Source organism: Pseudomonas sp. A-RE-22 (assembly GCF_019956035.1).
Classification (GTDB): Bacteria; Pseudomonadota; Gammaproteobacteria; order Pseudomonadales; family Pseudomonadaceae; genus Aquipseudomonas; species Aquipseudomonas brassicacearum.
Genome location: NZ_JAHBCZ010000044.1, coordinates 1 through 26998 on the forward strand (window position 1 = coordinate 1; position 26998 = coordinate 26998).

Genomic DNA, 26998 nt, shown 5'->3' on the forward strand with positions numbered 1-26998 from the left:
GCCCCTGCTGTCGCCCCGCCCCGATGTGGGTGTCCTCGACTGGCTGTTCGACGAAGGCTCCCTGACCCGGCGCCTCACGCGCCTGTCGGACGGCCATTTCAGCGTGACGCCGCTGTTCGAAGGCTGGCAGCCATTGCGCGCCGACGAATGCGCCGCCCTGGACCTGGCCGAGGGCAGCGAGGGCTGGGTACGCGAGGTGTACCTGCGCGGCCACGACCAGCCGTGGGTGTTCGCCCGCAGCGTGGCGGCGCGCAGCGCCTTGCAGGGTGACGGCTTGCAGATGGACGAACTGGGCAGCCGTTCCCTGGGGGAGTTACTGTTTTGCGACCAGGCGTTCCAGCGCCGAGCCATCGAAGTTTGCCATTACCCCGACGCCGGGTTGCCGGAAGAAGTGCGCGCCAGCGGGCTGTGGGGTCGTCGCTCACGTTTCGATCGCGGTGCGTTGAGCGTGCTGGTGGCGGAAATTTTCCTGCCGCGCCTGTGGACTGTCGCCCGTGCCTATTCGGAGAATTGCTGATGTACGTGCAACTGCTCAAATCGTTGAACCGCCTGAACCCGCGGGCCTGGGACTTCGTGCAACTGACCCGGATGGACAAGCCCATCGGCATCTACCTGCTGCTGTGGCCGACGTTGTGGGCGCTGTGGATTGCCGGTGAAGGCTCACCGTCCATCGCCAACGTGGTGATTTTCGTCCTCGGCGTGGTGCTGACCCGCGCCGGCGGCTGTGTGATCAATGACTGGGCCGACCGCAAGGTGGACGGCCACGTCAAGCGCACCGAGCAGCGCCCGCTGGTGAGCGGCAAGATCAGTTCAAAAGAGGCACTGGTGTTCTTCGCCGTGCTGATGAGCGTGAGTTTCCTGCTGGTGCTTTGCACCAACACCCCGACCATCCTGCTCTCCCTAGGGGGCCTGGCGCTGGCGTTCAGCTACCCGTTCATGAAGCGCTATACCTACTACCCGCAAGTGGTCCTGGGCGCGGCGTTCTCCTGGGGCATGCCGATGGCGTTCACCGCCGAAACCGGTCATCTGCCGGCCGCCGCCTGGTTGCTGTACATCGCCAACCTGCTGTGGACGGTGGGCTACGACACCTATTACGCGATGACCGACCGGGACGACGACCTGCGCATCGGCGTGAAGTCCACCGCGATCCTGTTTGGCGATGCCGACCGGGTGATCATCCTGTCGTTGCAAGGCCTGGCCCTGGGCTGCCTGCTGTTGGCCGGGGCGAAATTCCAACTGGGCGGCTGGTTCCACCTGGGGCTGGTGGCCGCTGCCGCGTGCTTCGCCTGGGAGTTCTGGTACACCCGTGACCGGGACCGGATGCGCTGCTTCAAGGCGTTCCTGCACAACCACTGGGCCGGGTTGGCGATTTTCGTGGGGATCGTGCTGGATTACGCTCTGAGGTGATTCTCAAACCTGTGGGGGCGAGCCTGTTCGCGAAAGCGTAAGTCATTCAAGGATGATGTCGGCTGACAGACGCCTTCGCGAGCAAGCTCGCTCCCACACGTGTTTAGCGATTACTTGGCCTTGGCAACTTTCCAGGCGCCATCCATTTTACCGTCGCCGGTCATGTCTCCAGCCTTCTTGTCCATCACGAAGGTGTACAGCGGCATGCCCTGATAGGCCCACTGCATTGAGCCATCTTCACGCTTGATCACGGTCCAGTCACCCATGGATTTATCACCCGGCTCAGCCATCAGCGGTGGCCAATTGGCGGCACACTTGTCATTGCACGCCGACTTGCCGGCCGAGTCCTTGGCGAAGGTGTAAAGCGTCATGCCCTTATGGTCGGTGAACATGCCGTCCTTCTCCATCGCAGGATCAGCTGCCATCGCCAATCCAGGCAGCGTCAGGGCAGCAGCCATCAGCAGGACTTTGAAAGAAACAGTCATTTGTTTCATGGAAACCTTCCTTTGTAGTTGTCAGGATTCGGACTGAAAAGCTTAGTCCAGGATCCCTTTCACTGCCGCCCCCCGAAATAACTGTCACACGACTGCAATAATTCCGTTATCTAATGCGGCGCAAGACAGTTAAATGACAAGAGGATTACCCCATGGTTGGCAGGAGCATTCTGATCGTCGACGACGAAGCGCCCATCCGCGAGATGATCGCCGTTGCGTTGGAGATGGCCGGCTATGACTGCATGGAAGCAGAAAACTCTCAACAGGCCCACGCCATCATCGTCGACCGCAAGCCCGACCTGATCCTGCTGGACTGGATGCTGCCCGGCACGTCTGGCATCGAACTGGCACGGCGTCTCAAGCGCGACGAGCTGACCGGTGATATTCCGATCATCATGCTCACGGCCAAGGGCGAAGAAGACAACAAGATCCAGGGTCTGGAAGTCGGCGCCGACGACTACATCACCAAGCCGTTTTCCCCACGGGAACTGGTGGCGCGCCTCAAGGCCGTGCTGCGACGCGCCGGGCCGACCGATGGCGAAGCCCCCATCGAAGTCGGTGGCCTGCTGCTCGACCCGATCAGCCACCGCGTGACCATCGACGGCAAACCCGCCGAGATGGGCCCGACCGAATACCGCCTGCTGCAGTTCTTCATGACTCACCAGGAACGTGCCTACACCCGCGGCCAACTGCTGGACCAGGTCTGGGGAGGCAACGTCTATGTCGAGGAGCGCACCGTGGACGTGCACATCCGGCGCCTGCGCAAGGCCCTCGGCGATGCCTATGAAAATCTGGTACAAACCGTGCGCGGCACCGGTTATCGTTTTTCGACCAAGGCCTGATCCGAGCCCTTACCGCCCGACAAAGCTGACAAGGACGCGCGTCACGTGAACCAAAACTGGCATGGCACCCTGATTCGCCACATGTTGTTGCTGGTGACCGGCTGTTTGCTGATCGGCCTGATCAGTGGTTATTACGGTTGGAGCCTGGCCGCGGGCCTGGGGCTTTACCTGGCCTGGACACTCAAGCAATTGCTGCGCCTGCATGAATGGCTGCGCCTGCACCAACCCGACGAAGCACCGCCCGACGGCTATGGCCTGTGGGGTGAGGTGTTCGACAGCATCTACCACCTGCAACGGCGCGACCAGCGCGTTCGCGGGCGCCTGCAGGCGGTGATCGACCGGGTCCAGGAGTCCACCGCAGCGCTGAAAGACGCGGTGATCATGCTCGACAGCGACGGCAACCTGGAGTGGTGGAACCGCGCCGCCGAGACCCTGCTGGGCCTCAAGACGCCACAGGACAGCGGCCAGCCGGTGACCAACCTGGTACGTCATCCGCGCTTCAAGGAATATTTCGAGCAGGCCAATTACGCCGAGCCGCTGGAGATTCCTTCGCCCACCAATGATCGGCTACGCATCCAGCTGTACATCACCCGCTATGGCAACAATGAGCACTTGATGCTGGTGCGCGACGTCACGCGTATTCATCAGCTGGAACAGATGCGCAAGGACTTCATCGCCAACGTCTCCCATGAACTGCGCACGCCGTTGACGGTGATCTGCGGCTACCTGGAAACCCTGCTCGACAACGTCGAAGAGGTGAACCCGCGCTGGAGCCGGGCCTTGCAGCAGATGCACCAGCAAAGCGGGCGCATGCAGACCCTGCTCAACGACTTGTTGCTGCTGGCGAAGCTGGAAGCCACCGATTACCCGTCGGACAACCAGCCAGTGCCCATCGACGACCTGCTGCAAACCATTGTCGAAGATGCGCAGGAACTGTCCGGTGCCAAGCAGCAGACCATCACCCTGGAAGCCGACGCGGCCGTGCAGCTCAAAGGCAGCGAGGCGGAACTGCGCAGTGCGTTTTCCAACCTGGTGTTCAACGCGGTCAAATACACGCCGGAGCAAGGCCGGATCCATGTGCGCTGGTGGGGCGATGAGCAAGGTGCGCACCTGAGCGTGCGCGATTCGGGCATTGGCATCGACAGCAAACACCTGCCGCGCCTGACCGAACGTTTCTACCGTGTCGACTCCAGCCGCAACTCCAATACCGGCGGCACCGGGCTGGGCCTGGCCATCGTCAAACACGTCCTGCTGCGCCATCGCGCCCGCATGGAAATCAGCAGCGTACCCGGCCATGGCAGCACCTTTACCTGCCATTTCGCCCCGGCCCAGGTGGTTCGCGCACGCCTCGCCCGCCCCGCTGATTGAGCACGCCCCCTAGGCAATCGCCGAGTCAGCCGCTACATTGACTGACTTGCGCCTGCCTTTTCAGGCGCTCATTTTCAATTCCCACGACTATACGGAACCCGCAAAACTCCATCATGGACCCTTCCCCTGGCTTGTCCCTCGTCACACTCTTCGCCGAATTCGGCATGATTCTTTTTGCTCTGATCCTGGTTTTGCTCAACGGTTTTTTCGTTGCGGCCGAATTCGCCATGGTCAAGCTGCGCTCGACCCGGGTCGAGGCCATTGCCGAGCAGAACGGCTGGCGCGGGCACATCCTGCGCACCGTCCATAGCCAGCTCGACGCTTACCTGTCGGCGTGCCAGCTGGGTATCACCCTGGCCTCCCTGGGCTTGGGCTGGGTCGGCGAGCCGGCGTTCGCCCACATCCTCGAGCCGTTGCTGGGCGCGGTCGGCGTGCAGGCGCCGGAAGTGATCAAGGGCGTGTCGTTCTTCACCGCGTTCTTCATCATTTCGTACCTGCACATCGTGGTCGGTGAACTGGCACCCAAATCCTGGGCCATTCGCAAACCCGAGCTGCTGTCGCTATGGACCGCCGTGCCGCTGTACCTGTTCTACTGGGCCATGTACCCGGCGATCTACCTGCTCAACGCCAGCGCCAACGCCATTTTGCGCATCGCCGGCCAAGGCGAGCCCGGCCCGCATCACGAACACCATTACAGCCGCGAAGAACTGAAGCTGATCCTGCACTCCAGCCGTGGCCAGGACCCGAGCGACCAAGGCATGCGCGTGCTGGCATCGGCCGTGGAAATGGGCGAGCTGGAAGTGGTGGACTGGGCCAACTCCCGGGAAGACCTGGTGACGCTGGAGTTCAATGCGCCGCTCAAGGAAATCCTGGCGATGTTTCGTCGCCACAAGTTCAGCCGCTATCCGGTGTATGACAGCGAGCGCCAGGAGTTCGTCGGCCTGCTGCACATCAAGGACCTGCTGCTGGAACTGGCGGCCCTGGATCACATCCCCGAGTCGTTCAACCTGGCCGAACTGACCCGGCCGCTGGAGCGCGTGTCGCGGCACATGCCGCTGTCGCAATTGCTGGAGCAGTTCCGCAAGGGCGGCTCGCACTTCGCCCTGGTCGAGGAAGCCGACGGCAATATCATCGGCTACCTGACCATGGAAGACGTGCTGGAAGTGCTGGTGGGTGACATCCAGGACGAACATCGCAAGGCCGAACGCGGCATCCTGGCCTACCAGCCGGGCAAGCTGCTGGTACGCGGCGACACGCCGCTGTTCAAGGTCGAGCGCCTGCTGGGGATCGACCTGGACCACATCGAAGCCGAAACCCTGGCCGGGTTGGTCTATGAAACCCTCAAGCGCGTACCGGAAGAGGAAGAAGTGCTGGAAGTCGAAGGCCTGCGGATCATCATCAAGAAGATGAAAGGGCCGAAGATCATTCTGGCGAAGGTGTTGATGCTCGATTGAGTGTCAGCCCGCTTTTCGGCGAGCCTGTGGCGAAGCCGTGGGAGCAAAGCTTGCTCGCGATACAGGCGACTCGATCGCTGAAAAAACCGCGTCGCCTGTATCGCGGGCAAGCCTTGCTCCCACAGATAAATCCCTCCACCACAAAAGCACTTGTGTCACGCCTCGGCGCTATTGCTTGCCCAACGCAAAGTTGGGCAAGTCGCCCACCGGTTGATTGAACTGGTAGGGAATCGACACCAGCCCCAGGCCGGTATTGCGCTGCACCACGAAATGCAGGTGCGGGCCGGAGCTGTTGCCGGTATTGCCCGACAACGCCAACGGCGTGCCCACCCCGACCCGCTGCCCTTCCCGTACGCTCACCGAACCTTTCTGCAAGTGCAGGTAGACGCCCATGGTCCCATCATCGTGCAGCACCCGCACGAAGTTGCCCGAAGGATCGTCACCGCGGCCGGTCTGCTCGTTTTCGGTCTTGATGACCACGCCGCCCCGCGCCGCGATGATCGGCGTGCCGACGGGCATGGCAATGTCCATGGCGTAGCGGTTCTTCGGGCCGTAATGACTGTACTGGCCGTTGGCACCCTGACTCAGCCGGAACGGCCCGCCACGCCACGGCAACGGGTACTGATAGGCCTGTGCCGCGCCTGCGGGGTCGCCCAGGGAGTATTCGAACCTTGGGGTATACACCAACGGCCTGCCCGGCTGCGTGGCCGTGAGCAGCGCCAGGCGCAGGTTGCTGCGCGCCGGCAGCACCCGCCGAATCGGCCGGCTCGGTGCCCCGCTCACATTACGCAGTCCGGCGAAACTCAACTCGATCTCCACTGGCGCATACAGGTCGTTGCGCACGAACACCGCATCCGCGCCGTTCTGTTTCTTGATATCGAGGAATACCTGTCGCTCCAGGCGCTCGACCATGCGGTCGCGGAACACGAACACCTGCGCGCCCTTGCTGGGGCGGTCGCTATAGGACACCACGCCATTGGCATCGGTGGATTTGTAGATCGTCATGGCCACGGCCGAGGTGGAGGCCAGGACAAGACCACAGGCAAACAGCAGGGGAGCGAGCATGGGTAAGGGTTCTGTCGAAAAATGAAGGCCTGCACAGCAGCCTAGCAGCTGGGATGGACCAGCGTAGTCGACGGATGTTTCAAAATTGGATCAGCGGTCGGTGTTGGAACTTATGGTCCCATTGCGAGCAAGCTCGCTCCCACAGGGATCTTCAGTGTTCACTGGATCGAGTGTGGGAGCGAGCTTGCTCGCGATGGCGGACTGACCGGCACCGCCGAATCAGGCGCCAGGTACGAAGTGCTTCTGCGCGGTGCCGCGAGCGATCAGGCGGGAGATGTAGTCGAGTTTCTGCGGGTCTTTGTCGACGAAGCGGAACGTCAGTTGCAACCATTCGCTGTCGGGCGTCTGCTCGTGGGCGACGATGGCGTGCAGGTAGCCGTTGAGGCGAGCGGTTTCAGCGTTGTCGCCCTGCTCCATGTCCAGCACGGCGCTTTCGAGCACTTGTGGCAGGGTGTCGGTGCGCTTGACCACCAGCAATGCTTCCTTGAGGCTCAGGGCCTTGATCACGCATTGCTGGGTGCCGCTGGACAGGCGCAACTGGCCCTGACCACGGTTGGTCCCCGAAGCAGCGGCTACCGGTGCCTTGACGGGAGGGCTGTTGAGCAAGCCACGGGCCGGAGCCACAGCCGCGGCGGGAGCAGCGACCGGCTTGGCAAAAGGATTCGCGGCAGGGGCCGAAGCAACAGCAGCAACCGGAGCCTTGCCGCCCGTCAGGGCACTGAGGGAATCATTGCCGAACGCCGAGTTCATCTTGGTCGGGGCGCTGTTCATCAGCGTGTCGAGCTTGCCGACCTTGTGCAGGGCCTGCTTGACCTTGGTCAGTAGCTGCTCGTTGGTGAACGGCTTGCTGACGTAGCCGGAAACGCCGGCCTGGATCGCCTGGACCACGTTTTCCTTGTCGCCGCGGCTGGTGACCATCACGAACGGCATGCCCTTGAGGTTGTCCTGCTGGCGGCACCAGGTCAGCAATTCCAGGCCGGACATTTCCGGCATTTCCCAATCGCACAACACCAGGTCGAACGCTTCGCGAGCCAGCAGGGCTTGGGCTTTCTTGCCGTTCACCGCGTCTTCGATGCGCACGCCCGGGAAGTAGTTGCGCAGGCACTTCTTCACCAGGTCACGAATGAACGAAGCATCGTCCACGACCAACACACTGACCTTACTCATCCAGATACACCTCTAAAAAATCCCGGCAAGCATACCGCTTTTACTGATGGCACATTGCCAAAAACCTTCAGTCACGCCGGGACTTTTCGTTCGCGGGGTGCTGCTTTCGATTAAAAAAAATCCAAAAAAAAGCCCGACCAGAAGGCCGGGCGCTTTTCTTGGCAATCTTACTTATCGTCAGTTTCGCCCGGAACATTAGCGGTTTCGGACGGGGTGCCCTCAACTTCTTGCTTCATCCGCTTGAGCCCCAAATGCCGCACATCCGTGCCGCGCACCAGGTAGATGACAAGTTCCGAGATGTTGCGTGCATGATCGCCGATACGCTCCAGAGAACGCAGCACCCAGATGATGCTCAACACTCGGGAGATGGAGCGTGGGTCTTCCATCATGTAAGTCGCCAGCTCGCGCAGGGCGGTCTTGTATTCGCGGTCGATGATCTTGTCGTACTGGGCCACCGACAACGCCAGGTCGGCGTCGAAGCGGGCAAAGGCGTCCAGGGCATCGCGAACCATGTTGCGCACCTGGTCGCCAATGTGGCGAACCTCGACATAACCGCGCGGCGCCTCGCCTTCTTCGCACAACTGAATGGCACGACGGGCGATCTTGGTGGCTTCGTCGCCGATTCGCTCAAGATCGATTACCGACTTGGAGATGCTGATGATCAGGCGCAGGTCCGAAGCCGCCGGCTGACGACGGGCCAGGATACGCAGGCACTCCTCGTCGATGTTGCGCTCCATCTGGTTGATCTGATCATCGATTTCGCGCACCTGCTGGGCCAGGCCGGAGTCGGCCTCGATCAGCGCGGTCACCGCATCGTTGACCTGCTTTTCCACCAGCCCGCCCATGGCCAGCAAGTGACTGCGCACTTCCTCAAGCTCGGCGTTGAACTGTGCGGAAATGTGGTGAGTAAGGCCTTCCTTCGAAATCATCTTGTTCGCTCCGCGAAAGTTGCAAGCTTCAAGTTGCAAGCTTCAAGCAGTTAAATGTTGATCCTGATAGCGCAGTGCGCCTATGCAGCAGCCTCGACTAGCCGTAACGACCGGTGATGTAGTCTTCGGTCTGTTTCTTGGCCGGATTGGTGAACAGGGTGTCGGTGTCGCCGAACTCCACCAGTTTGCCCATGTACATGAACGCCGTGTAGTCGGAAACCCGCGCCGCCTGTTGCATGTTGTGGGTCACGATGACGATGGTGAACTTGGACTTGAGCTCGTAGATCAGTTCTTCAACTTTCAGCGTCGAGATCGGATCCAGGGCCGAGCAAGGTTCGTCGAGCAGCAGCACTTCCGGTTCCACGGCGATGGTGCGCGCAATCACCAGGCGTTGCTGTTGACCGCCGGACAGGCCCAGGGCCGAATCATGCAGGCGGTCCTTGACCTCATCCCACAACGCCGCGCCCTTGAGCGCCCATTCCACGGCTTCGTCGAGGATGCGCTTCTTGTTGATGCCCTGGATGCGCAAGCCGTAGACGACGTTCTCGTAGATGGTTTTCGGGAACGGGTTGGGCTTCTGGAACACCATGCCCACGCGACGACGCAGCTCGGCCACGTCTTCGCCCTTGCGGTAGATGTTGTTGCCGTAGAGGTTGATTTCCCCTTCGACACGGCAGCCGTCCACCAGGTCATTCATGCGGTTGAAGGTACGCAGCAAGGTTGACTTGCCGCAGCCCGACGGGCCGATGAACGCGGTGACGCGCTGTTTCGGGATGTTCAGGCTGACGTCATACAGCGCCTGCTTGTCGCCGTAGAACAGACTCAGGCCGGGCACTTCGATGGCGACGGTTTCCTGGGCCAGGTCCAGGCTCTGCTTGTCGCGGCCCAGGGCCGACATGTTGATGCCGTGTGTATGTGCTTCGTGTTGCATGGGAGGCTCCCTGTGCTAACAAATTCGGTTCGGTTGGCCACTGAGCGGCCATGCCAATCTGTGTATGTGTCTGTGTGGGAGCGAGCCTGCTCGCGATTCAGGCGACTCGGTCTGGCTTTGAACCGAGGTGACGCCATCGCGAGCAGGCTCGCTCCCACAGAAAATCAATGTGTAATCAGCTATCCAGTGCTTTGTACTTCTCGCGCAGGTGGTTACGGATCCACACCGCCGACAGGTTGAGCGTGGCGATCACCAGCACCAGCAACAGCGCCGTGGCGTACACCAGCGGTCGCGCCGCTTCGACGTTCGGGCTCTGGAAGCCCACGTCATAGATATGGAAGCCCAGGTGCATGATCTTCTGGTCCAGGTGCAGGTACGGGTAGTTGCCGTCCAGCGGCAGCGACGGCGCCAGTTTCACCACGCCCACCAGCATCAACGGCGCCACTTCACCGGCGGCACGGGCCACGGCGAGGATCATCCCGGTCATCATCGCCGGGCTCGCCATGGGCAGGACGATTTTCCACAGGGTCTCGGCCTTGGTCGCGCCGAGGGCCAGGGAGCCTTCGCGCACGGTCCGTGGAATCCGCGCCAGACCTTCCTCGGTGGCCACGATCACCACCGGCACCGCCAGCAGCGCCAGGGTCAAGGATGCCCAGAGCAGGCCCGGGGTGCCGAAGGTCGGCGCCGGCAAGGCTTCGGGGAAGAACAGCCGGTCGACCGAACCACCCAGCACGTAGACGAAGAAGCCCAGGCCGAACACACCGTAGACGATGGCTGGAACGCCGGCCAGGTTGTTCACCGCGATGCGGATCAGGCGGGTCATCGGGCCTTGGCGGGCGTATTCACGCAAATAAACCGCCGCCAGCACGCCGAACGGCGTCACGATCATCGCCATGATCAGGGTCATCATCACGGTGCCGAAAATCGCCGGGAAGATGCCGCCTTCGGTGTTGGCCTCACGAGGGTCGTCGCTGAGGAATTCCCAGACCTTGCTGAAATAGAAACCGAGCTTGGTAAACGTGCCCATGCGGTTCGGTTGATAGGCATGTACCACCTTGCCGATGCCGATCTCCACTTCCTTGCCGTTGGCATCGCGGGCGGTCAGGCTGTCGCGGTTGAATTGTGCATGCAGGTCGGACAGGCGCGCCTCGATGTCCTTGTAACGGGCATTGAGTTCGGCGCGCTCGCTTTCCAGGTCGGCTTGGGCGGCGGCATCGAGCTTGCCGTCCAGCTCCAGCTTGCGACCGTGCAGGCGGATGCGCTCCAAGCCAGCGTTGATTGCACCGATGTCGACTTTTTCCAGGGTCTTGAGCTCGGCGGCCAACTGGTTGACCCGCTGTACGCGAGCCTGCAGTTGCGGCCAGGCGGCCTCGCCTTCGGCGATGACCTTGCCGTCTTCCTTGACGTTGACCAGGTAGCCGTAGAAGTTGCCCCACTCACGGCGCTCGATCGCCATCAGTTCCGGCGGCGTGGTCTGGTTGGTCAGCCACTCGCCGACGATCCAGGTGAAGTCAGTGCCGTTCAGGTCCCGGTTACCCACCTTGATCAGTTCGCGGGTCATGAACTCGGGGCCTTCGTCCGGCACCGGCAGGCCGGCGCTTTTCAGGCGCTCGCGCGGCACTTCTTCTTTCTGCACGACTTCGCCGACCACCAGGTGCTCAGGCATGCCCGGCACGTTGTAGTTGGCGTGGACCAGGTCCGCCGGCCAGAAGTGACCCAGGCCGCGTACAGTGATCACCGCCAGCAGGCCAATGGTCATGATGACCGCGATGGATACCGCGCCACCGCTGATCCAGACGCCGGGGGCGCCGCTCTTGAACCATCCTTTCAGGGAGTTCTGTTTCACAGACTTCTACCTTTCTTAAAGCGACGAATATTTCTTGCGCAGACGCTGACGGATCAGCTCGGCGAGGGTGTTCATGACAAAGGTGAACAACAGCAGCACCAGTGCCGACAGGAACAGCACGCGGTAATGGCTACCGCCGACTTCCGACTCGGGCATCTCCACCGCCACGTTGGCCGCCAGGGTGCGCAGGCCTTCGAACAGGTTCATTTCCATGACCGGCGTGTTACCCGTGGCCATCAGCACGATCATGGTCTCGCCCACCGCACGGCCCATGCCGATCATCAGCGCCGAGAAGATACCGGGGCTGGCGGTGAGGATGACCACGCGGGTCATGGTCTGCCACGGCGTCGCACCAAGGGCCAGGGAGCCCAGGGTCAGGCCGCGCGGCACGCTGAACACGGCGTCTTCGGCGATGGAGTAGATGTTCGGGATGACCGCGAAGCCCATTGCCAGGCCGACCACCAGGGCGTTGCGCTGGTCGTAGGTGATGCCCAGGTCATGGGAGATCCACATGCGCATGTCACCGCCGAAGAACCAGGCTTCCATGTACGGGCTCATGTACAGCGAGAGCCAGCCCACGAACAGGATCACCGGGATCAGCAGGGCACTTTCCCAGCCGTCCGGCACTCTCAGGCGAATGGATTCCGGCAGGCGGCTGAAGACGAAACCGGCGACCAGGATGCCGATTGGCACCAACATCAGCAGGCTGAAAATACCTGGCAGGTGCCCTTCGACGTACGGCGCCAGGAACAGGCCGGCGAAGAACCCGAGGATCACCGTCGGCATGGCTTCCATCAGTTCGATCACCGGCTTGACCTTGCGGCGCATGCCCGGGGCCATGAAGTAGGCAGTATAGATCGCCGCGGCAACCGCCAGTGGCGCCGCCAGCAGCATCGCGTAGAACGCGGCTTTCAGGGTGCCGAAGGTCAGCGGCGAAAGGCTCAGCTTGGGTTCGAAGTCGGTGTTGGCGGCGGTCGATTGCCAGACGTACTTGGGTTCGTCGTAGTTTTCGTACCAGACCTTGCTCCACAACGCGCTCCACGAGACTTCCGGGTGCGGGTTGTCCAGCGTCAGCGGTTGCAGCTTGCCGCCCTGCTCCACGATCAGGCGGTTGGCCCGTGGCGACATGCCGAACAGGCCTTGGCCGTCGACCACCTGGTCCACCAACAAGGTGCGGTGGGCGGTGCTGTGGAATACGCCGAGCTTGCCGGCCGCGTCCAGCGCTACGAAGCCTTTGCGACGCTCTTCGGCGGTGATTTCAACAATCGGCGTGGTGCCCATCTGGAACGTACGAATCTGTTTGAAGCGCAGCTCGCCGTCCGGATCGCGGGCCATGAACCACTGCGCCAGGCCGCCCTTGGAGTCGCCGATGATCAGCGAGATTCCGCCCACCAGCTGGGTGGCGGCGGTGACTTGGGCGTCGGCGTTCTCGAGCAGTTTGTAGCGACCGTTGAGGCTCTTGTCCCGCAGGCTGAACACATCGGCCTGGGCGCGCCCGTTGACCACATACAGCCATTGCTGGCGCGGGTCGACGAAGATGTTCTTCACCGGCTCGGTCATCTGTGGCAGATCGATGCGGGTCTGCTCGCTGGTGACCTCGCCGGTCATCATGTTTTCTTCGCTGGTGATCGACAGCACTTGCAGTTGGGCACCGCTGGAACCGGCCAGCAGCAGGGTCGAATCGGTGGCGTTGAGGCTGACATGCTCCAGGGCCGCGCCCTGCTCGTTCAACACGATCGGCGTCTCGCCATAAGGGTATTCGACGGCAGGCGAGATGGTTTTCTTGCCGTCCGGGTAGCTGACCTTATAGGTGTGACGGAATACCAGGGCCTGGCCGTTGGACAGACCGATCACCACCAATGGGCTGCCAGGCTGGTCTTCGCCAATGGCGGTCACGCTGGCACCGGCCGGAATCGGCAGGTCGATACGGCGCAGTTCGGCACCACTGGTGATATCGAAAAACAGCGCCTGGCCCTTGTCGGAAACCCGCATGGCGACTTGGTTCTGCTCTTCGATGGAGATCATCAGGGGTTTGCCGGCATCTTGCATCCAGGCCGGGGTGATCGAGTCCTTGGCGGTCAGGTCCGCGCCCTGGAACAGGGGCAGCACCACATAGGCCAGGAAGAAGAAGATCAACGTAATGGCGGCCAGGACGGCGAGGCCGCCGACCAGCACGTACCAGCGGGTCAGGCGATCCTTGAGCGCGCGAATGCGGCGCTTGCGTTGCAGCTCAGGCGTATTGAAGTCAATGCGCTTGGGAGGGGAAGTCGTAGTCATTGTGGAATTGGCCAGATCATTCATGCGCACACCCTAGCGATCCTGTATGACAGAAAGATGACAATGCAGTGACGCAACAAATCCGCCGCCGAGGAAACCGGCAGCGGACAGGAATTTGGGGTTGTGGGACAGCTTGCTCGCAAAGTCAGTCAACATCCCTGTTGAATGCACTGACCTCTTCGCGAGCAAGCCCGCTCCCACAGGAGTCCGGACTTCGGCCCGGGCTCAGGTATTACTTCTTGGCGACGCTGCCGCCTTCCGACAGACCCAGGTCAGCCAGTGCCTTGGCGGCGACTTTGGCTGGCAGCGGGATGTAACCGTCCTTGACTACAACTTCCTGGCCTTGCTTGGACAAGACCAGCTTCACGAACTCGGCTTCCAGCGGGGCCAGAGGCTTGTTCGGTGCCTTGTTGACGTAAACGTAGAGGAAGCGCGACAGCGGGTACTTGCCGTTCAGGGCGTTTTCTTCGCTGTCTTCGATGAACTCAGTGCTGCCTTTCTTGGCCAGGGCCACGGTCTTCACGCTGGCGGTCTTGTAGCCGATGCCCGAGTAACCAACGCCGTTCAGCGAAGAGCTGATCGACTGCACGACCGAAGCCGAGCCTGGTTGTTCATTGACGTTTGGCTTGTAGTCGCCTTTGCACAGGGCTTCTTCCTTGAAGTAGCCGTAGGTGCCGGATACCGAGTTACGACCGAACAGTTGCACTGGCTTGTTGGCCAGGTCGCCGGTCACACCCAGGTCGCCCCAGGTTTTCACGTCGGCTTTAGCGCCGCACAGGCGAGTCGACGAGAAGATCGCATCGACCTGTTCCATGGTCAGGTGCTGGATCGGGTTGTCCTTGTGCACGAATACCGCCAGGGCGTCCACGGCAACCGGGATGGCGGTAGGCTTGTAACCGTATTTGGTTTCGAAAGCCTGCAGCTCGTTGTCCTTCATCTTGCGGCTCATCGGGCCCAGGTTGGAGGTGCCTTCGGTGAGCGCAGGTGGCGCGGTAGAGGAACCGGCGGCCTGAATCTGGATGTTTACGTTCGGGTATTCTTTCTTGTAGTTCTCGGCCCACAAGGTCATCAGGTTAGCCAGGGTATCGGAGCCGACGCTGGACAGGTTGCCCGATACACCAGTGGTCTTGGTGTAAGACGGAATTGCCGGGTCAACACCAGCGGCAACCGCGCTGGCGGTCGCAACGCCAGCAGCGACAAACGTCATTGCCGCCATCAAACGCTTCAGTTTCATGCCTTACTCCTAGCAGATAGGGTGTGTTAAGTCGGCCAAGTATCGGTAAGCCGTGTGAACACTCTATGGCTGAAATATGACAATTGGATGAAAGGCCAGTATCGAGTTTTACAAGATGATTCATGCGGCCCCAATCGCGAGCAAGCTCGCTCCCACAGGGGATTTGCGGTGAACGCAGAACCCTTGTGGGAGCGAGCTTGCTCGCGATGAGGCCAGTACAGTCAGTGAAAGATTCGGGCTAGCGCCCCTTCTTCCAGAGATAACCGCCCACCACAATCCCGATCCCACAGATCGCCGCCACGTAATACGCCGGCCCCATCGAGCTCTCTTTCAACAGCAGGGTCACGATCATCGGCGTCAACCCGCCGAAGATTGCGTAGGCCAGGTTGTAGGAGAACGACAAGCCGCTGAAACGCACCACGGCCGGGAAGGCATTGACCATGACATAAGGCACCGCGCCGATGGTACCTACCAGCAAGCCACTCAAGGCATACAGCGGAAACAGCCACTCGGGGTGGTCGAACAGGCAGTGGTAGAAGGTCCAGAACGTGATCAGCAGCAAACCGCTACCGAAGACAAATACCCGGCCAGCACCAAAACGGTCGGCCAGCACACCCGCACCGATGCAACCTAGACTCAGGAACACGATCGCCAGGCTGTTGGCCTGCAACGCGGTGGTCGGACTGAAGTGGTACACCGTCTGCAGCACGGTCGGTGTCATCAGGATGACCACAATGACGCCGGCCGACAGCAGCCAGGTCAACAGCATGGAAATGGCGATGGCGCCGCGATGATCACGCAACACGGCCCGCAGCGGCACTTCCTCGGCCAGGGCCTTGCGCAGTTGCAGCTCGGCGAACACCGGAGTTTCGTGCAACCAGCGGCGCAGATACACCGAAAACAGCCCGAACACGCCACCCAGCAGGAACGGGATCCGCCAGGCGTAATCGGCCACCTCCACCGGTGTATAGATGCTGTTGATCGCCGTAGCGACCAGCGAACCCAACAAAATCCCCGCCGTCAGGCCGCAAGTCAGCGTGCCGCAGGCATAGCCGATGTGGCGCGCCGGAACGTGTTCGGAAACGAATACCCAGGCACCCGGCACTTCCCCGCCGATGGCCGCGCCCTGGATCACGCGCATCAGCAACAGCAGGATCGGCGCCCACATGCCGATCTGTGCATAAGTGGGCAGCAGGCCCATGATCAAGGTCGGCACGGCCATCATGAAAATGCTCAGGGTGAACATCTTCTTGCGCCCCAGCAGGTCGCCGAAGTGGGCCATGACGATCCCGCCCAGCGGCCGGGCCAGGTAACCGGCGGCAAAAATGCCGAACGTCTGCATCAAGCGCAGCCACTCGGGCATTTCGGCAGGGAAGAACAATTTGCCGACCACGGTGGCAAAGAACACGAAAATGATGAAATCGTAGAACTCCAGCGCACCGCCCAAGGCAGAAAGCGACAGGGTCTTGTAATCGTTGCGGGTCAATGGACGTGCGGGTTGTGCGGGCGTCGCCGTGCTCGAAGGCGCAGTGGTCATGGCAAGGGCTTCTCTTATAGTCGGTTCTGCAACCCTGGTAACACGGGTTGGGGGCCTGGGCAGGTCCGGCACGATAGCAAATTGTTCGAAAAAGCACATAGAGGTGCGTATTTGATAGTCAAAATCAGAACCGAGTGGTCGTCTCGACGTCTATCGCCCGATATACTCGCAACCTTGCAGTACTCTGTAAGGGGTTGCTGTGCGAAAACGTCGTTGGTGGTGTAGTACCAGAACCAGCCGGTTTCGCAGAGTTTCCCTTTGGCACGCCTTTACGAAAAACGTGACGAACGCAGTATGTTCGGGCTGAATCGTTTTTTACAAAGACGGCTATTCACCTGAAGTACAAGACAGCGTTACGGGTCAGAGGCACCCCCGGCATGATAGAGCTCGAACAAGAAGATCCAATCCCGCAAGGCGACTTGGCCCTGCAAATCACCGCGCTCCCTCGCGAGACCAACGGCTTCGGCGATATTTTCGGCGGCTGGCTGGTGTCCCAGATGGACCTGGCCGGCACCGCCATGGCCAGCAAAGTGGCGGGCGGGCGCGTGGCCACCGTGGCGATCGATCGCATGGCGTTCCTCGTGCCGGTGGCAGTGGGGGCGCAGCTTTCCTTTTACACCCAGGCGCTGGAAATCGGCCGCAGTTCGATCCAGATGATGGTCGAAGTCTGGAGCGACGACCCGCTATCCAGTGAATGGCGCAAGGTGACCGAGGCGGTGTTTGTCTTCGTCGCCATCGACGGCAGCGGTCGCACCCGCTCGGTTCCGCCGCGCGCCCGTTAAACACGGCGGCCGTTTTGCGGTCCATTGCAGTCCCTGTTCCCGAGCGAGATTTGCAACATGCCTACGCCCAACGTCGAAGCCGTCAAACTGGATGAACTGAACGCCTGGCGCATCCGCCACGGTCAAGCCGAGTTGCTGGTGGCCCAACAAGGCGCGCATATCCTCAGCTATCAAGTGGACGGCCAGCCGCCGCTGATCTGGCTCAACGACCAGGCCACGTTCAAGGCCGGCAAGAGCATCCGCGCAGGCGTGCCGGTGTGCTGGCCATGGTTCGGCAACCTGACGCGCAACCCCGACAGCGTACAGGCCATGCGCGTGAGCAACGACCCGGCCACGGCCCACGGCCTGGTGCGGACGATGGATTGGGAGTTGAAGGGCATCGAAGCCGAAGGCGAAAGCCTCAAGGTAGAGTTCGTGCTGCCCTACCCCGAGAATGGCCTTTCAGGCTGGCCTCACCAGGTCGACCTGACGCTGGCCATCGTGATGGACGAGCAACTGCATATCCGCCTCACCAGCCATAACCGTGGCAGCGAAGCCGTCAGCCTCAGCCAGGCGCTGCACAGCTACTTTGCCGTGAGCGACGTGCGCAACGTGCAGGTCGAAGGGGTCGATGGCTTGAGCTACATCGAGACCCTGGACGACTGGAAAACCGTCACCCAGGCCGGCGATCTGCACTTTGCTGGCGAGACCGACCGCATCTACCTCGACACCCCGCCAAAGCTGAGCATCATTGACCCGCAGTGGGAACGCCGGATCGAGCTGACCAGCAGCGGTTCGCGCTCGGCGGTGATCTGGAACCCCTGGACCGAACGCGCCAAGGCCTTCAGCGACATGGCCGACGACGGCTGGCAGCGCATGCTGTGCATCGAGACGGCGAACGTGATGGACGATGTGGTGACGTTGTTGCCGCAGGCCAGCCATACCCTGGGTGTGAGCATCGGCAGCAAGCCGCTCTAAGCCACACTGAAAATCCCCATGTGGGAGCGAGCCTGCTCGCGATAGCGGTGTATCAGTCAATGCAAATATTGACTGTCAGTCCGCTATCGCGAGCAGGCTCGCTCCCACAGTGGACTCGTACCAGACCTACAAATCCGCCTCCTGCACCACCCGCACCTTCTCCGCCTCCAGCGCATACGCCGCACTCGCCAGGTCGTTGTCGACCTTTTCGATCTTCAGCGTGCCGGTCACCCACAGCGGTGTATAGATGTCCTCCAGCTTCAGGCCCTTGGGATAGCGCACCAGCACCAACTGATTAGGCGGCGGTGGCGGGACGTGGATGCAGGCGCCGGGGTATGGCACCAGGAAAAACAGCGTACTGCGGCCCTTGGCGTCGGTTTCCAGCGGCACCGGGTAACCACCGATGCGGATATGCTTGTCGTTCATCGCCGCCACAGTCTTGGTCGAATACATCACCGCCGGCAAGCCTTTGCTTTGCTTCAGGCCACCTTTTTCGGTGAAGGTGCCGTTGGCTTCGGGGGAGTCGTGGTCGATCTCGGGCATGGCCTCGAGGGCTTTCTGGTCCGACTTGGGCATCAGTTCGAGCCAGTCGGTTTCCGGCAGTTCGGCAGCATGGGCCAGGCCACTGCCCAGCAGAAGAAGGGTCAACACTAGACGGCGCATGAAAGGGCTCGGCAATGAGTGGAAAGTGAAACGCCGAGCATTCTAGCCCCCTCTGCGCGCCAGGCAGAGAGGGCTTTATTGCATTTGAATCAGTTTCTTTTGATCAGGCCGTAGATCACCAGCAATACCACCGCGCCCACCAGGGCCCCGATGAAACCAGCACCTTGGCCGGCCTGGTAGATGCCCAGGGCCTGGCCGCCGTACGTGGCTGCCAACGAACCGCCGATACCGAGCAGGATGGTCATGATCCAGCCCATGCTGTCATCGCCCGGTTTCAGGAAGCGTGCCAGCAGGCCAACGATCAAGCCGATAAAAATGGTTCCGATGATTCCCATGGCATTGCCCTCTGATTGGATAGCGATGCCAAAGCCCGATCAGGCTTTGGCACTTAGCCATGAGAGAGGTTAGCCGACGAATGGTTCCACCGATGTTGCGGATTATTGCTCGGCGATCAGCGTCTCGACCTTGATGATCTGCTGCGCCAAAGTCGCCCGGTCCGCGCAGCGCAGGTTGGCGTGACCGACCTTGCGCCCGGCCTTGAACGCCTTGCCATAGTGATGCAAATGGCAGTCAGCGATCGACAGGACTTTCTCGCTGTCCGGCACCTTGCCGATGAAGTTGAGCATCGCGCTCTCACCGACCTTGGCGGTCGACCCCAGCGGCAACCCAGCGACCGCCCGCAGGTGGTTTTCGAACTGGCTGCACTCGGCGCCTTCGGTGGTCCAGTGCCCGGAGTTGTGTACCCGAGGGGCGATTTCGTTGGCCTTGAGGCCGCCGTTCACTTCAAAGAACTCGAACGCCATCACGCCGACATAATCGAGCTGCTTGAGTACCCGGCTGGAATAGTCCTCGGCCAGGGCCTGCAACGGATGGTCGGTGCTGGCGACGGACAGCTTGAGGATGCCGTCCTTGTGAGTGTTGTGCACCAGCGGGTAGAAACGGATTTCACCGTCACGGGCACGCACGGCGATCAGCGAGACTTCGCCGGTGAACGGCACGAAGCCTTCCAGCAGGCAGGCCACGCTGCCGAGTTCGGCGAACGTACCGACCACGTCTTCAGGCTTGCGCAGGACTTTCTGGCCCTTGCCGTCGTAACCCAGGGTACGGGTCTTGAGCACGGCGGGCAGGCCGATGGCAGCGACGGCGGCGTCCAGGTCGGCCTGGGACTGGATGTCGGCAAAAGCCGGCGTGGGGATGCCCAGGTCCTTGAACATGTTCTTTTCGAACCAGCGGTCACGGGCGATCCGCAAGGCTTCGGCGCTCGGGTAGACCGGAACGAACTGGGACAGGAAGGCCACGGTTTCGGCCGGGACGCTTTCGAATTCGAAGGTCACCAGATCGACTTCATCGGCCAATTGGCGCAGGTGATCCTGGTCGCCGTAGTCGGCCCGCAGGTGTTCACCCAACGCCGCGGCACAAGCGTCCGGCGCCGGGTCCAGGAAAGCGAAGTTCATCCCCAGCGGTGTACCCGCCAGGGCCAACATGCGACCCAACTGGCCGCCACCGATTACACCGATCTTCATTCGTCAACAACCTCAGGCAATGCGTGGGTCTGGATTGTCCAGGACGCTGTCTGTCTGCTCAGCGCGGAATTTTTTCAGCACGGTATGAAATTGTGGATGCTTGGCGCCCAGGATGCTCGCCGACAGCAGGGCCGCGTTGATCGCGCCGGCCTTGCCGATGGCCAGGGTCGCGACCGGGATGCCGGCTGGCATCTGCACGATCGACAGCAACGAATCGACGCCCGAGAGCATCGAAGACTGGACCGGCACGCCCAGCACCGGCAGGTGGGTCTTGGCCGCACACATGCCTGGCAAATGGGCGGCGCCACCGGCACCGGCGATGATCACCTCGATGCCACGCGCCTCGGCCTCTTCGGCGTACTGGAACAGCAGGTCCGGGGTACGGTGGGCGGAGACCACTTTCACCTCGTAAGGGATGCCGAGCTTTTCCAGCATATCGGCGGTGTGGCTAAGGGTGGACCAATCGGACTTGGAGCCCATGATCACGCCAACCAGTGCACTCATCGTCGTGCCTCTTCTCTCTGGGCGCCCGCAGGCGCGTCAAAAAACAACAAGCCACGCAGGAAACCGGCGTGGCTTGTTGTACGAATTATGGCCGGGCAAGCCGACCGAAGGCCGGGCAGTATACCGAAAATGGTGCGTTAAACGCACTTTCGCCGACCATCTGTCATTTGCGGTGAAGTGGCGGTTTTATTGACCTCAAAGTCAGTCTTGAGGCAACGCTCCCACAGGGTTTGCAGTGCTATCAAGATCCCGCGGCACCCTGCGCCACGCCACCTTCAAGCTTGCGCCACAACAACCGCACATTGGCCTTGCGCACCAGGGCGCAGCGGTACAGGCGGATCTCCAACGGCACGTGCCATTGCGGGCCGCCGCAGATCACCAGTTCGCCCCGGGCCAGTTCGGCGCGTACGCTCAGGTGCGGCACCCAGGCGATGCCCAGGCCTTCCAGGGCCATGCTCTTGAGGCTGTCGGCCATGGCCGTCTCGTAGATCGTGGTGAACCGCAGCGCCCGCTGGCGCAACAACTGGTTGACCGAACGCCCGAGGAACGCCCCGGCGCTGTAGGCCAGCAGCGGCACGCTGGCCTCGCCCTCAAGGTCGAACAGCGGCTTGCCATCGGCATCGGCCGCGCACACCGGCAGCATTTCGGTCTGGCCCAGGTGCAGCGATGGGAATATCTCCGGGTCCATCTGCATGGCCGAGTCCGGATCGTAGAAGGCCAACATCAGGTCGCAGCCCCCTTCACGCAAGGCGTGGACGGCATCGCCGACGTTGGTCGCCACCAGCCGCGTGGCGATGTTCATCCCGTCGTTGCGCAGTTGCGCAATCCAGCGCGGGAAAAAGCCCAGCGCCAGGGAGTGGGCAGCGGCTACTTGTATGACTTCGCCCTGCCCACCCTCCAGGTGATGCAAATGGCGCAACACTTCCCCCAGTTGCTCGACCACCGTGCGCGCCGTCACCAGGAACAACTGCCCCGCCGCCGTCAGCTCGACGGGCGTGCGTGAACGGTTGACCAGGGTCAGCCCCAGCGCCGCCTCGAGGCTGCGGATTCGCCGGCTGAAGGCCGGTTGCGTCACGAAACGCCGCTCGGCCGCCTGGGAGAAACTGCGGGTAGCGGCCAGGGCACTGAAGTCCTCAAGCCATTTGCTTTCAAGATTCATCACGTCCTCCCTTACACGCACCAAAACAGGTCACACGTTCGTCGCACCGCCGACGTCACACCGACATTATGCCGAATATGCATAGGCCAGTGCTTAACAGCATTGGCCCTATTTTTTTTGAGAGCCTAGGATTCGCAGCGTTCCGGCTCAGACCGGGTCCTTATCGAGATGATTTCTATCATGTCCTCCGCTGCATCATTCCGCACAGAAAAAGACCTGCTTGGCGTACTCGAAGTACCAGCGCAAGCGTATTACGGCATCCAGACCCTACGAGCGGTAAACAACTTCCGTCTCTCCGGCGTCCCGATCTCGCATTACCCTAAGCTGGTGGTCGGTCTGGCAATGGTCAAACAGGCCGCCGCTGACGCCAACCGCGAACTGGGTCAGCTCAGCGAAGCCAAGCACGCAGCCATCAGTGAAGCCTGTGCACGATTGATCCGCGGCGATTTCCACGAAGAATTCGTGGTGGACATGATCCAGGGCGGCGCTGGCACGTCGACCAACATGAATGCCAACGAAGTCATCGCCAACATCGCGCTGGAGGCCATGGGCCACCAGAAAGGCGAGTACCAGTACCTGCACCCCAACAACGACGTGAACATGGCGCAGTCCACCAACGACGCCTACCCGACCGCGATCCGCCTGGGTCTGCTGCTGGGCCACGACGCGTTGCTGGCCAGCCTCGACAGCCTGATCCAGGCGTTCGCGGCCAAAGGTGAAGAATTCAGCCACGTCCTGAAAATGGGCCGCACCCAGCTGCAAGACGCCGTGCCGATGACCCTCGGCCAGGAATTCCGCGCCTTCGCCACCACCCTGAGCGAAGACCTGGCGCGCCTGAAAACCCTGGCGCCTGAACTGCTCACTGAAGTGAACCTGGGCGGCACAGCCATCGGCACCGGCATCAACGCCGACCCGCGCTACCAGGCCCTGGCCGTACAGCGCCTGGCGACCATCAGCGGCCAGCCGCTGGTTCCGGCCGCCGACCTGATCGAAGCCACCTCCGACATGGGCGCCTTTGTGCTGTTCTCCGGCATGCTCAAGCGCACCGCGGTCAAGCTGTCGAAGATCTGCAACGACCTGCGCCTGCTGTCCAGCGGCCCACGCACTGGCATCAACGAAATCAATCTGCCAGCCCGCCAGCCAGGCAGCTCGATCATGCCCGGCAAGGTCAACCCGGTGATCCCGGAGGCGGTCAACCAGGTGGCATTCCAGATCATCGGCAACGACCTGGCCCTGACCATCGCGGCCGAAGGCGGCCAACTGCAACTGAACGTGATGGAACCGCTGATCGCCTTCAAGATCTTCGACTCGATCCGCCTGCTGCAACGGGCCATGGACATGCTGCGCGAGCACTGCATCGTCGGCATCACCGCCAACGAAGCGCGCTGCCGTGAACTGGTCGAGCACTCGATCGGCCTGGTCACCGCCCTGAACCCGTACATCGGCTATGAAAACGCCACCCGCATCGCCCGTGTTGCCCTGGAAAGTGGCCGCGGCGTGCTGGAACTGGTGCGCGAAGAAGGCTTGCTCGACGACGCCATGCTCGACGACATCCTGCGCCCGGAAAACATGATTGCTCCGCGTCTGGTCCCGCTCAAAGCGTGATCGACACGAACACCGCTCACCAGGTCGAGGGACTAGACACCTCTCACCTTTTGAGGGCTTGGGGATCTTCCCCAAGCCCTTTTTTTAATTGATAGCAGCAAAGGATGACTGAACCTGTGGGAAGGAACCTGCTCGCGATAAACGACGACGCGCTGCCCGTTGTAAACCGCGTCGCCAGCCAACGCGAGCAGGCTCGCCCCCACAATAACCTGACCGAAAGGCCAGGTGTTTCAAAGGTTTCGTTTCGTCGGACGCACCACAACTGTGCAGACGGGCACCGCACTGATAGGTATAGTGCCGCCCCTCTTCGCATGAGTGGTCGTCTGCAGCGAGACCCTTAAACATGCGAAAACCGAACTAATAACAACCCGCGAAAATGGACCGGGACGAAACATCGCCTCACCTGTTGGGCCGCGCACCAACCGATGTAACGCGATATTTCCAAATGGCCAGCATTTGCTTAAACAAAAAACAGCGAGGAATACTCATGCTTGAAGTCATCAACGACTTCCTCTCAGGGAAAGTGCTGATCGTGCTCATTGTCGGGCTCGGGAGCTATTTCACGATCCGCTCGCGTTTCGTCCAGTTCCGTCATTTCTTTCATATGTTCGCGGTGTTCCGTGACAGCCTGAAGAGCAGTGCTGGCCAGCTCAGCTCGTTCCAGGCCTTGATGCTCAGCCTGGCCGGTCGTGTCGGCGCGGGCAACATCGCCGGTGTCGGCATCGCCGTGACCCTCGGTGGTCCTGGTGCGGTGTTCTGGATGTGGGTGACCGCGTTGGTCGGCATGTCCAGCAGCTTCTTCGAGTGCTCCCTCGGCCAGCTCTACAAGCGCTGCGACTCCGAAGGCCAGTTCCGTGGCGGCCCGTCCTACTACATCCAGCACGGCCTGCAGAAGCGCTGGTTGGGCATGATCATGGCGGTCCTGTTGCTGGTCACCTTCGGCTTCGCCTTCAACGGCCTGCAAGCCCACGCCGTCACCCACTCCCTGAACAACGCCTTCGGCTTCGACACCACCTACACCGGCCTGGGCCTGGCGGTGCTGCTGGGCCTGGTGTTCATCGGCGGGATCAAGCGCATCGCCAAGGTGGCTGACCTGCTGGTACCGGTCAAGACCCTGGCGTACATCGCCGTGACCATCTACGTGATCGTGCTGCAGTTCGAACATGTACCGGGCATGCTGGCGACCATCGTCAAGAGCGCCTTTGGTCTGGACCAGGCCTTCGGCGGCCTGATCGGCAGCGCCATCGTCATGGGCGTCAAGCGTGGCGTGTTCGCCAACGAAGCCGGCCTGGGCAGTGCGCCTAACGTCGCTGCTGTCGCGTCGGTCGAGCACCCGGTAGCCCAAGGCGTGGTACAGGCATTCAGCGTGTTCCTGGACACGTTCGTGATCTGCACCTGCACCGCGCTGCTGATCCTGCTGTCGGGCTTCTACACCCCGGGCTTCGAAGGCGACGGCATTGCCCTGACCCAGAACTCCCTGGCGGCCGTCGTGGGTGACTGGGGCCGGGTATTCATCTCCGTGGCCTTGTCCTTGTTTGTGTTCACCTCGATCCTCTACAACTACTACCTGGGCGAGAACAACCTGCGCTTCATGCTGGGTGAGAACCGCAAGGCCCTGATCGCCTACCGTGCACTGGTCCTGGTCCTGATTTTCTGGGGCGCCATCGAAAACCTCAGCACCGTGTTCGCCTTCGCCGACATCACCATGACCCTGCTGGCGTTCGTGAACCTGATCGCGCTGTTCCTGCTGTTCAAGGTCGGCATGCGCATCCTGCGTGACTACGATGACCAACGTTCGGCCGGCATCAGGACCCCTGTCTTCGATTCCAGCAAGTTCCCGGACCTGGATCTGGACCGCAAGGCTTGGCCTGCCAACCCATCGGCGTCGGTTGCCAATCCTGACACCGCTGTTGCTGGCGCGACCGCAGCGCAACGCTGATCGGTACAAGCTGTTTGGAAAAAACCGGGCGCATCCCCTGCGCCCGGCGTGACACAGCCTGAGGTCGGCGTCATGCTCGGCCTTATGTTGTGGCAGCTAACCCAAGCTGCCGTTTTCGTCCTCGGAGAACAACCCCATGAATGGCTCGACCTACCCTGCCGCCCAGCACGTCATGGTGCTCTACACCGGCGGCACCATCGGCATGCAGGCCAGCGCCCACGGCCTGGCTCCGGCATCCGGTTTCGAAGCGCGTATGCGTGATTACCTGCACAGCCAACCCGAACTCGTCGTCCCGCAATGGCGCTTCCGGGAAATGTCGCCGCTGATCGACAGCGCCAACATGACCCCGGCCTACTGGCAGCAACTGCGCGAAGCGGTGGTCGATGCCGTGGATGTGCAGGGCTGCGACAGCGTACTGATCCTGCACGGCACCGACACCCTGGCCTACAGCGCTGCAGCGATGGGCTTCCAGCTGCTGGGCCTGCATGCGCGGGTCTGCTTCACCGGCTCGATGCTGCCCGCCGGCGTGACCGACAGCGACGCCTGGGAAAACCTCAGCGGCGCGCTGGTCGCTCTTGGCCAGGGCCTGGCGCCGGGCGTGCACCTGTACTTCCACGGTGAGCTGCTGGCGCCAACCCGTTGCGCGAAAGTGCGCAGCTTTGGTCGTCACCCGTTCAAGCGCCTGGAACGCCAGGGCGGAGGTGTCAAAGCCTCCTCGCTGCCGGCGCAGTTGAATTACAACCAGCCCAAGCAACTGGTAAACATCGCAGTGTTGCCGCTGTTTCCCGGCATCAGCGCGCAGGTCCTCGATGGCCTGCTGGGCAGCGGTGTCCAGGGCCTGGTGCTGGAATGCTACGGCAGCGGCACCGGGCCGAGCGACAACCCGGCCTTCCTCGCCAGCCTGGAGCGGGCGCGGGACAGCGGCGTGGTCGTCGTGGCGGTGACCCAATGCCATGAAGGTGGCGTCGAGCTGGACGTGTATGAAGCTGGCAGCCGCTTGCGTGGCGTTGGCGTGCTGTCCGGCGGCGGCATGACCCGCGAAGCCGCGTTCGGCAAGTTGCAGGCCTTGATTGGCGCCGGGCTGCCAGTGGAAGAGGTTCGGCGGCTGGTAGAGCTGGACCTGTGTGGCGAGCTGAGCTGAGCTTAGACGCTGCAAAACCTGTGGGAGGGGACACTTGTGGGAGCAAAGCTTGCTCGCGATGCAGGCGACACAGATCAACTGTAAGGTCGCGTCATCGTTCTTCGCGAGCAAGCTTTGCTCCCACAGGTCTACTCCCACATTAGAGGTTGTGTTGAACCTTCGATTTTCATCCGG

At 61.6% G+C, this 26998-nt stretch carries 24 protein-coding genes; 10 read left to right on the forward strand and 14 right to left on the reverse strand.

Features of this window, described 5'->3' with window-relative positions; translation table 11 throughout:
* The first annotated feature begins 4 nt into the window (after nt 1–4).
* On the forward strand, nt 5–517 hold the full coding sequence (locus KGA89_RS20525) for a chorismate lyase (RefSeq protein WP_223472497.1): 513 nt from the start codon (nt 5–7) through the stop codon (nt 515–517).
* Complete coding sequence (gene ubiA, locus KGA89_RS20530; protein ID WP_003196401.1) at nt 517–1407, forward strand: 4-hydroxybenzoate octaprenyltransferase; 891 nt, start codon at nt 517–519, stop codon at nt 1405–1407. The genes KGA89_RS20525 and ubiA overlap by 1 nt, the downstream gene beginning before the upstream one ends.
* Before the next feature lie 110 nt (nt 1408–1517).
* Here ubiA and KGA89_RS20535 read toward each other — a convergent pair whose 3' ends face one another.
* The gene (locus KGA89_RS20535) at nt 1518–1901 is read right to left on the reverse strand and encodes a hypothetical protein (protein WP_223472416.1); all 384 of its coding nucleotides are present in this window, start codon (nt 1899–1901) and stop codon (nt 1518–1520) included.
* A 152-nt stretch (nt 1902–2053) separates the two neighbouring features.
* On the opposite strand from KGA89_RS20535, the gene phoB reads away from it, so the two are divergent.
* From phoB to KGA89_RS20550, 3 genes are all read left to right on the forward strand, one after another.
* Nucleotides 2054–2743, forward strand: coding sequence for a phosphate regulon transcriptional regulator PhoB (gene phoB, locus KGA89_RS20540; RefSeq protein WP_003177195.1), 690 nt, complete (start codon nt 2054–2056; stop codon nt 2741–2743).
* A gap of 81 nt (nt 2744–2824) precedes the next feature.
* Entirely contained in the window at nt 2825–4111 is a 1287-nt protein-coding gene (gene phoR / locus KGA89_RS20545; RefSeq protein ID WP_209311595.1) for a phosphate regulon sensor histidine kinase PhoR, read from the forward strand.
* 113 nt (nt 4112–4224) lie between these two features.
* The gene (locus tag KGA89_RS20550) at nt 4225–5565 is read left to right on the forward strand and encodes a hemolysin family protein (protein WP_003196395.1); all 1341 of its coding nucleotides are present in this window, start codon (nt 4225–4227) and stop codon (nt 5563–5565) included.
* A gap of 168 nt (nt 5566–5733) precedes the next feature.
* Here the strand turns inward: KGA89_RS20550 and KGA89_RS20555 are convergent, their stop codons facing one another.
* The 8 genes from KGA89_RS20555 to KGA89_RS20590 form a co-directional block, all read right to left on the reverse strand.
* Complete coding sequence (locus tag KGA89_RS20555; RefSeq protein ID WP_003196393.1) at nt 5734–6630, reverse strand: peptidoglycan DD-metalloendopeptidase family protein; 897 nt, start codon at nt 6628–6630, stop codon at nt 5734–5736.
* 219 nt (nt 6631–6849) lie between these two features.
* Nucleotides 6850–7797: a response regulator gene (locus tag KGA89_RS20560; RefSeq protein WP_003196390.1), complete on the reverse strand. Its 948-nt coding sequence runs from the start codon at nt 7795–7797 to the stop codon at nt 6850–6852.
* Between the two features lie 167 nt (nt 7798–7964).
* Nucleotides 7965–8726 carry a phosphate signaling complex protein PhoU gene (gene phoU, locus KGA89_RS20565; RefSeq protein WP_003196388.1) on the reverse strand — a complete coding sequence of 254 codons (762 nt, stop codon included), beginning with the start codon at nt 8724–8726 and terminating at the stop codon, nt 7965–7967.
* A 97-nt stretch (nt 8727–8823) separates the two neighbouring features.
* A complete protein-coding gene (gene pstB, locus KGA89_RS20570; RefSeq protein WP_003196386.1) occupies nt 8824–9657 on the reverse strand; it encodes a phosphate ABC transporter ATP-binding protein PstB in 834 nt (277 codons plus the stop codon).
* Nucleotides 9658–9832: 175 nt separating this feature from the next.
* Nucleotides 9833–11503: a phosphate ABC transporter permease PstA gene (pstA, locus tag KGA89_RS20575; protein WP_223472417.1), complete on the reverse strand. Its 1671-nt coding sequence runs from the start codon at nt 11501–11503 to the stop codon at nt 9833–9835.
* Nucleotides 11504–11518: 15 nt separating this feature from the next.
* Nucleotides 11519–13804, reverse strand: a complete 2286-nt coding sequence (locus KGA89_RS20580) for an ABC transporter permease subunit (protein WP_003196382.1) — start codon at nt 13802–13804, stop codon at nt 11519–11521.
* A gap of 208 nt (nt 13805–14012) precedes the next feature.
* Nucleotides 14013–15014, reverse strand: coding sequence for a phosphate ABC transporter substrate-binding protein PstS (locus KGA89_RS20585; protein ID WP_003196380.1), 1002 nt, complete (start codon nt 15012–15014; stop codon nt 14013–14015).
* A gap of 238 nt (nt 15015–15252) precedes the next feature.
* Nucleotides 15253–16551 (reverse strand): MFS transporter, encoded by a 1299-nt coding sequence (locus KGA89_RS20590; protein ID WP_003196378.1) that lies wholly within the window; start codon nt 16549–16551, stop codon nt 15253–15255.
* Between the two features lie 377 nt (nt 16552–16928).
* Between KGA89_RS20590 and KGA89_RS20595 the strand changes: the two genes are divergently transcribed.
* Nucleotides 16929–17333, forward strand: a complete 405-nt coding sequence (locus KGA89_RS20595) for an acyl-CoA thioesterase (protein WP_003177184.1) — start codon at nt 16929–16931, stop codon at nt 17331–17333.
* Between the two features lie 57 nt (nt 17334–17390).
* Nucleotides 17391–18290 carry a D-hexose-6-phosphate mutarotase gene (locus KGA89_RS20600; RefSeq protein WP_223472418.1) on the forward strand — a complete coding sequence of 300 codons (900 nt, stop codon included), beginning with the start codon at nt 17391–17393 and terminating at the stop codon, nt 18288–18290.
* A gap of 126 nt (nt 18291–18416) precedes the next feature.
* On the opposite strand, the gene KGA89_RS20605 is transcribed toward KGA89_RS20600, so the two are convergent.
* The 5 genes from KGA89_RS20605 to KGA89_RS20625 all read right to left on the reverse strand — a co-directional run bounded on the left by KGA89_RS20605 (nt 18417) and on the right by KGA89_RS20625 (nt 22139).
* Nucleotides 18417–18953 (reverse strand): DUF3299 domain-containing protein, encoded by a 537-nt coding sequence (locus KGA89_RS20605; protein WP_223472419.1) that lies wholly within the window; start codon nt 18951–18953, stop codon nt 18417–18419.
* 89 nt (nt 18954–19042) lie between these two features.
* Complete coding sequence (locus KGA89_RS20610; RefSeq protein WP_003196372.1) at nt 19043–19288, reverse strand: GlsB/YeaQ/YmgE family stress response membrane protein; 246 nt, start codon at nt 19286–19288, stop codon at nt 19043–19045.
* Nucleotides 19289–19390: 102 nt separating this feature from the next.
* On the reverse strand, nt 19391–20476 hold the full coding sequence (locus KGA89_RS20615; RefSeq protein WP_223472420.1) for a 5-(carboxyamino)imidazole ribonucleotide synthase: 1086 nt from the start codon (nt 20474–20476) through the stop codon (nt 19391–19393).
* A gap of 12 nt (nt 20477–20488) precedes the next feature.
* A complete protein-coding gene (purE, locus tag KGA89_RS20620) occupies nt 20489–20980 on the reverse strand; it encodes a 5-(carboxyamino)imidazole ribonucleotide mutase (RefSeq protein ID WP_003196369.1) in 492 nt (163 codons plus the stop codon).
* Between the two features lie 241 nt (nt 20981–21221).
* Nucleotides 21222–22139, reverse strand: a complete 918-nt coding sequence (locus KGA89_RS20625; RefSeq protein ID WP_003196365.1) for a LysR substrate-binding domain-containing protein — start codon at nt 22137–22139, stop codon at nt 21222–21224.
* Between the two features lie 180 nt (nt 22140–22319).
* On the opposite strand from KGA89_RS20625, the gene aspA reads away from it, so the two are divergent.
* From aspA to KGA89_RS20640, 3 genes are all read left to right on the forward strand, one after another.
* Entirely contained in the window at nt 22320–23744 is a 1425-nt protein-coding gene (gene aspA / locus KGA89_RS20630; RefSeq protein ID WP_003196363.1) for an aspartate ammonia-lyase, read from the forward strand.
* Nucleotides 23745–24231: 487 nt separating this feature from the next.
* Nucleotides 24232–25683: an alanine/glycine:cation symporter family protein gene (locus tag KGA89_RS20635; protein WP_003196361.1), complete on the forward strand. Its 1452-nt coding sequence runs from the start codon at nt 24232–24234 to the stop codon at nt 25681–25683.
* 136 nt (nt 25684–25819) lie between these two features.
* Nucleotides 25820–26824 (forward strand): asparaginase, encoded by a 1005-nt coding sequence (locus tag KGA89_RS20640; protein WP_223472421.1) that lies wholly within the window; start codon nt 25820–25822, stop codon nt 26822–26824.
* Nucleotides 26825–26998 lie beyond the last annotated feature (174 nt).

What these genes read in the sequence shown, in the direction of transcription:
- phoR (WP_209311595.1), top strand. Translation starts at nt 2,825, where the DNA reads ATGTTGTTGCTGGTGACCGGCTGTTTGCTGATCGGCCTGATCAGTGGT.
- KGA89_RS20580 (WP_003196382.1), bottom strand. Translation starts at nt 13,804, where the DNA reads ATGAATGATCTGGCCAATTCCACAATGACTACGACTTCCCCTCCCAAG.
- KGA89_RS20585 (WP_003196380.1), bottom strand. Translation starts at nt 15,014, where the DNA reads ATGAAACTGAAGCGTTTGATGGCGGCAATGACGTTTGTCGCTGCTGGC.
- KGA89_RS20640 (WP_223472421.1), top strand. Translation starts at nt 25,820, where the DNA reads ATGAATGGCTCGACCTACCCTGCCGCCCAGCACGTCATGGTGCTCTAC.
- phoU (WP_003196388.1), bottom strand. Translation starts at nt 8,726, where the DNA reads ATGATTTCGAAGGAAGGCCTTACTCACCACATTTCCGCACAGTTCAAC.
- KGA89_RS20595 (WP_003177184.1), top strand. Translation starts at nt 16,929, where the DNA reads ATGATAGAGCTCGAACAAGAAGATCCAATCCCGCAAGGCGACTTGGCC.
- KGA89_RS20615 (WP_223472420.1), bottom strand. Translation starts at nt 20,476, where the DNA reads ATGAAGATCGGTGTAATCGGTGGCGGCCAGTTGGGTCGCATGTTGGCC.
- KGA89_RS20590 (WP_003196378.1), bottom strand. Translation starts at nt 16,551, where the DNA reads ATGACCACTGCGCCTTCGAGCACGGCGACGCCCGCACAACCCGCACGT.
- KGA89_RS20610 (WP_003196372.1), bottom strand. Translation starts at nt 19,288, where the DNA reads ATGGGAATCATCGGAACCATTTTTATCGGCTTGATCGTTGGCCTGCTG.
- KGA89_RS20560 (WP_003196390.1), bottom strand. Translation starts at nt 7,797, where the DNA reads ATGAGTAAGGTCAGTGTGTTGGTCGTGGACGATGCTTCGTTCATTCGT.
- KGA89_RS20625 (WP_003196365.1), bottom strand. Translation starts at nt 22,139, where the DNA reads ATGAATCTTGAAAGCAAATGGCTTGAGGACTTCAGTGCCCTGGCCGCT.
- KGA89_RS20555 (WP_003196393.1), bottom strand. Translation starts at nt 6,630, where the DNA reads ATGCTCGCTCCCCTGCTGTTTGCCTGTGGTCTTGTCCTGGCCTCCACC.
- purE (WP_003196369.1), bottom strand. Translation starts at nt 20,980, where the DNA reads ATGAGTGCACTGGTTGGCGTGATCATGGGCTCCAAGTCCGATTGGTCC.
- KGA89_RS20535 (WP_223472416.1), bottom strand. Translation starts at nt 1,901, where the DNA reads ATGAAACAAATGACTGTTTCTTTCAAAGTCCTGCTGATGGCTGCTGCC.
- ubiA (WP_003196401.1), top strand. Translation starts at nt 517, where the DNA reads ATGTACGTGCAACTGCTCAAATCGTTGAACCGCCTGAACCCGCGGGCC.
- KGA89_RS20605 (WP_223472419.1), bottom strand. Translation starts at nt 18,953, where the DNA reads ATGCGCCGTCTAGTGTTGACCCTTCTTCTGCTGGGCAGTGGCCTGGCC.
- pstB (WP_003196386.1), bottom strand. Translation starts at nt 9,657, where the DNA reads ATGCAACACGAAGCACATACACACGGCATCAACATGTCGGCCCTGGGC.
- KGA89_RS20550 (WP_003196395.1), top strand. Translation starts at nt 4,225, where the DNA reads ATGGACCCTTCCCCTGGCTTGTCCCTCGTCACACTCTTCGCCGAATTC.
- KGA89_RS20635 (WP_003196361.1), top strand. Translation starts at nt 24,232, where the DNA reads ATGCTTGAAGTCATCAACGACTTCCTCTCAGGGAAAGTGCTGATCGTG.
- aspA (WP_003196363.1), top strand. Translation starts at nt 22,320, where the DNA reads ATGTCCTCCGCTGCATCATTCCGCACAGAAAAAGACCTGCTTGGCGTA.
- KGA89_RS20600 (WP_223472418.1), top strand. Translation starts at nt 17,391, where the DNA reads ATGCCTACGCCCAACGTCGAAGCCGTCAAACTGGATGAACTGAACGCC.
- phoB (WP_003177195.1), top strand. Translation starts at nt 2,054, where the DNA reads ATGGTTGGCAGGAGCATTCTGATCGTCGACGACGAAGCGCCCATCCGC.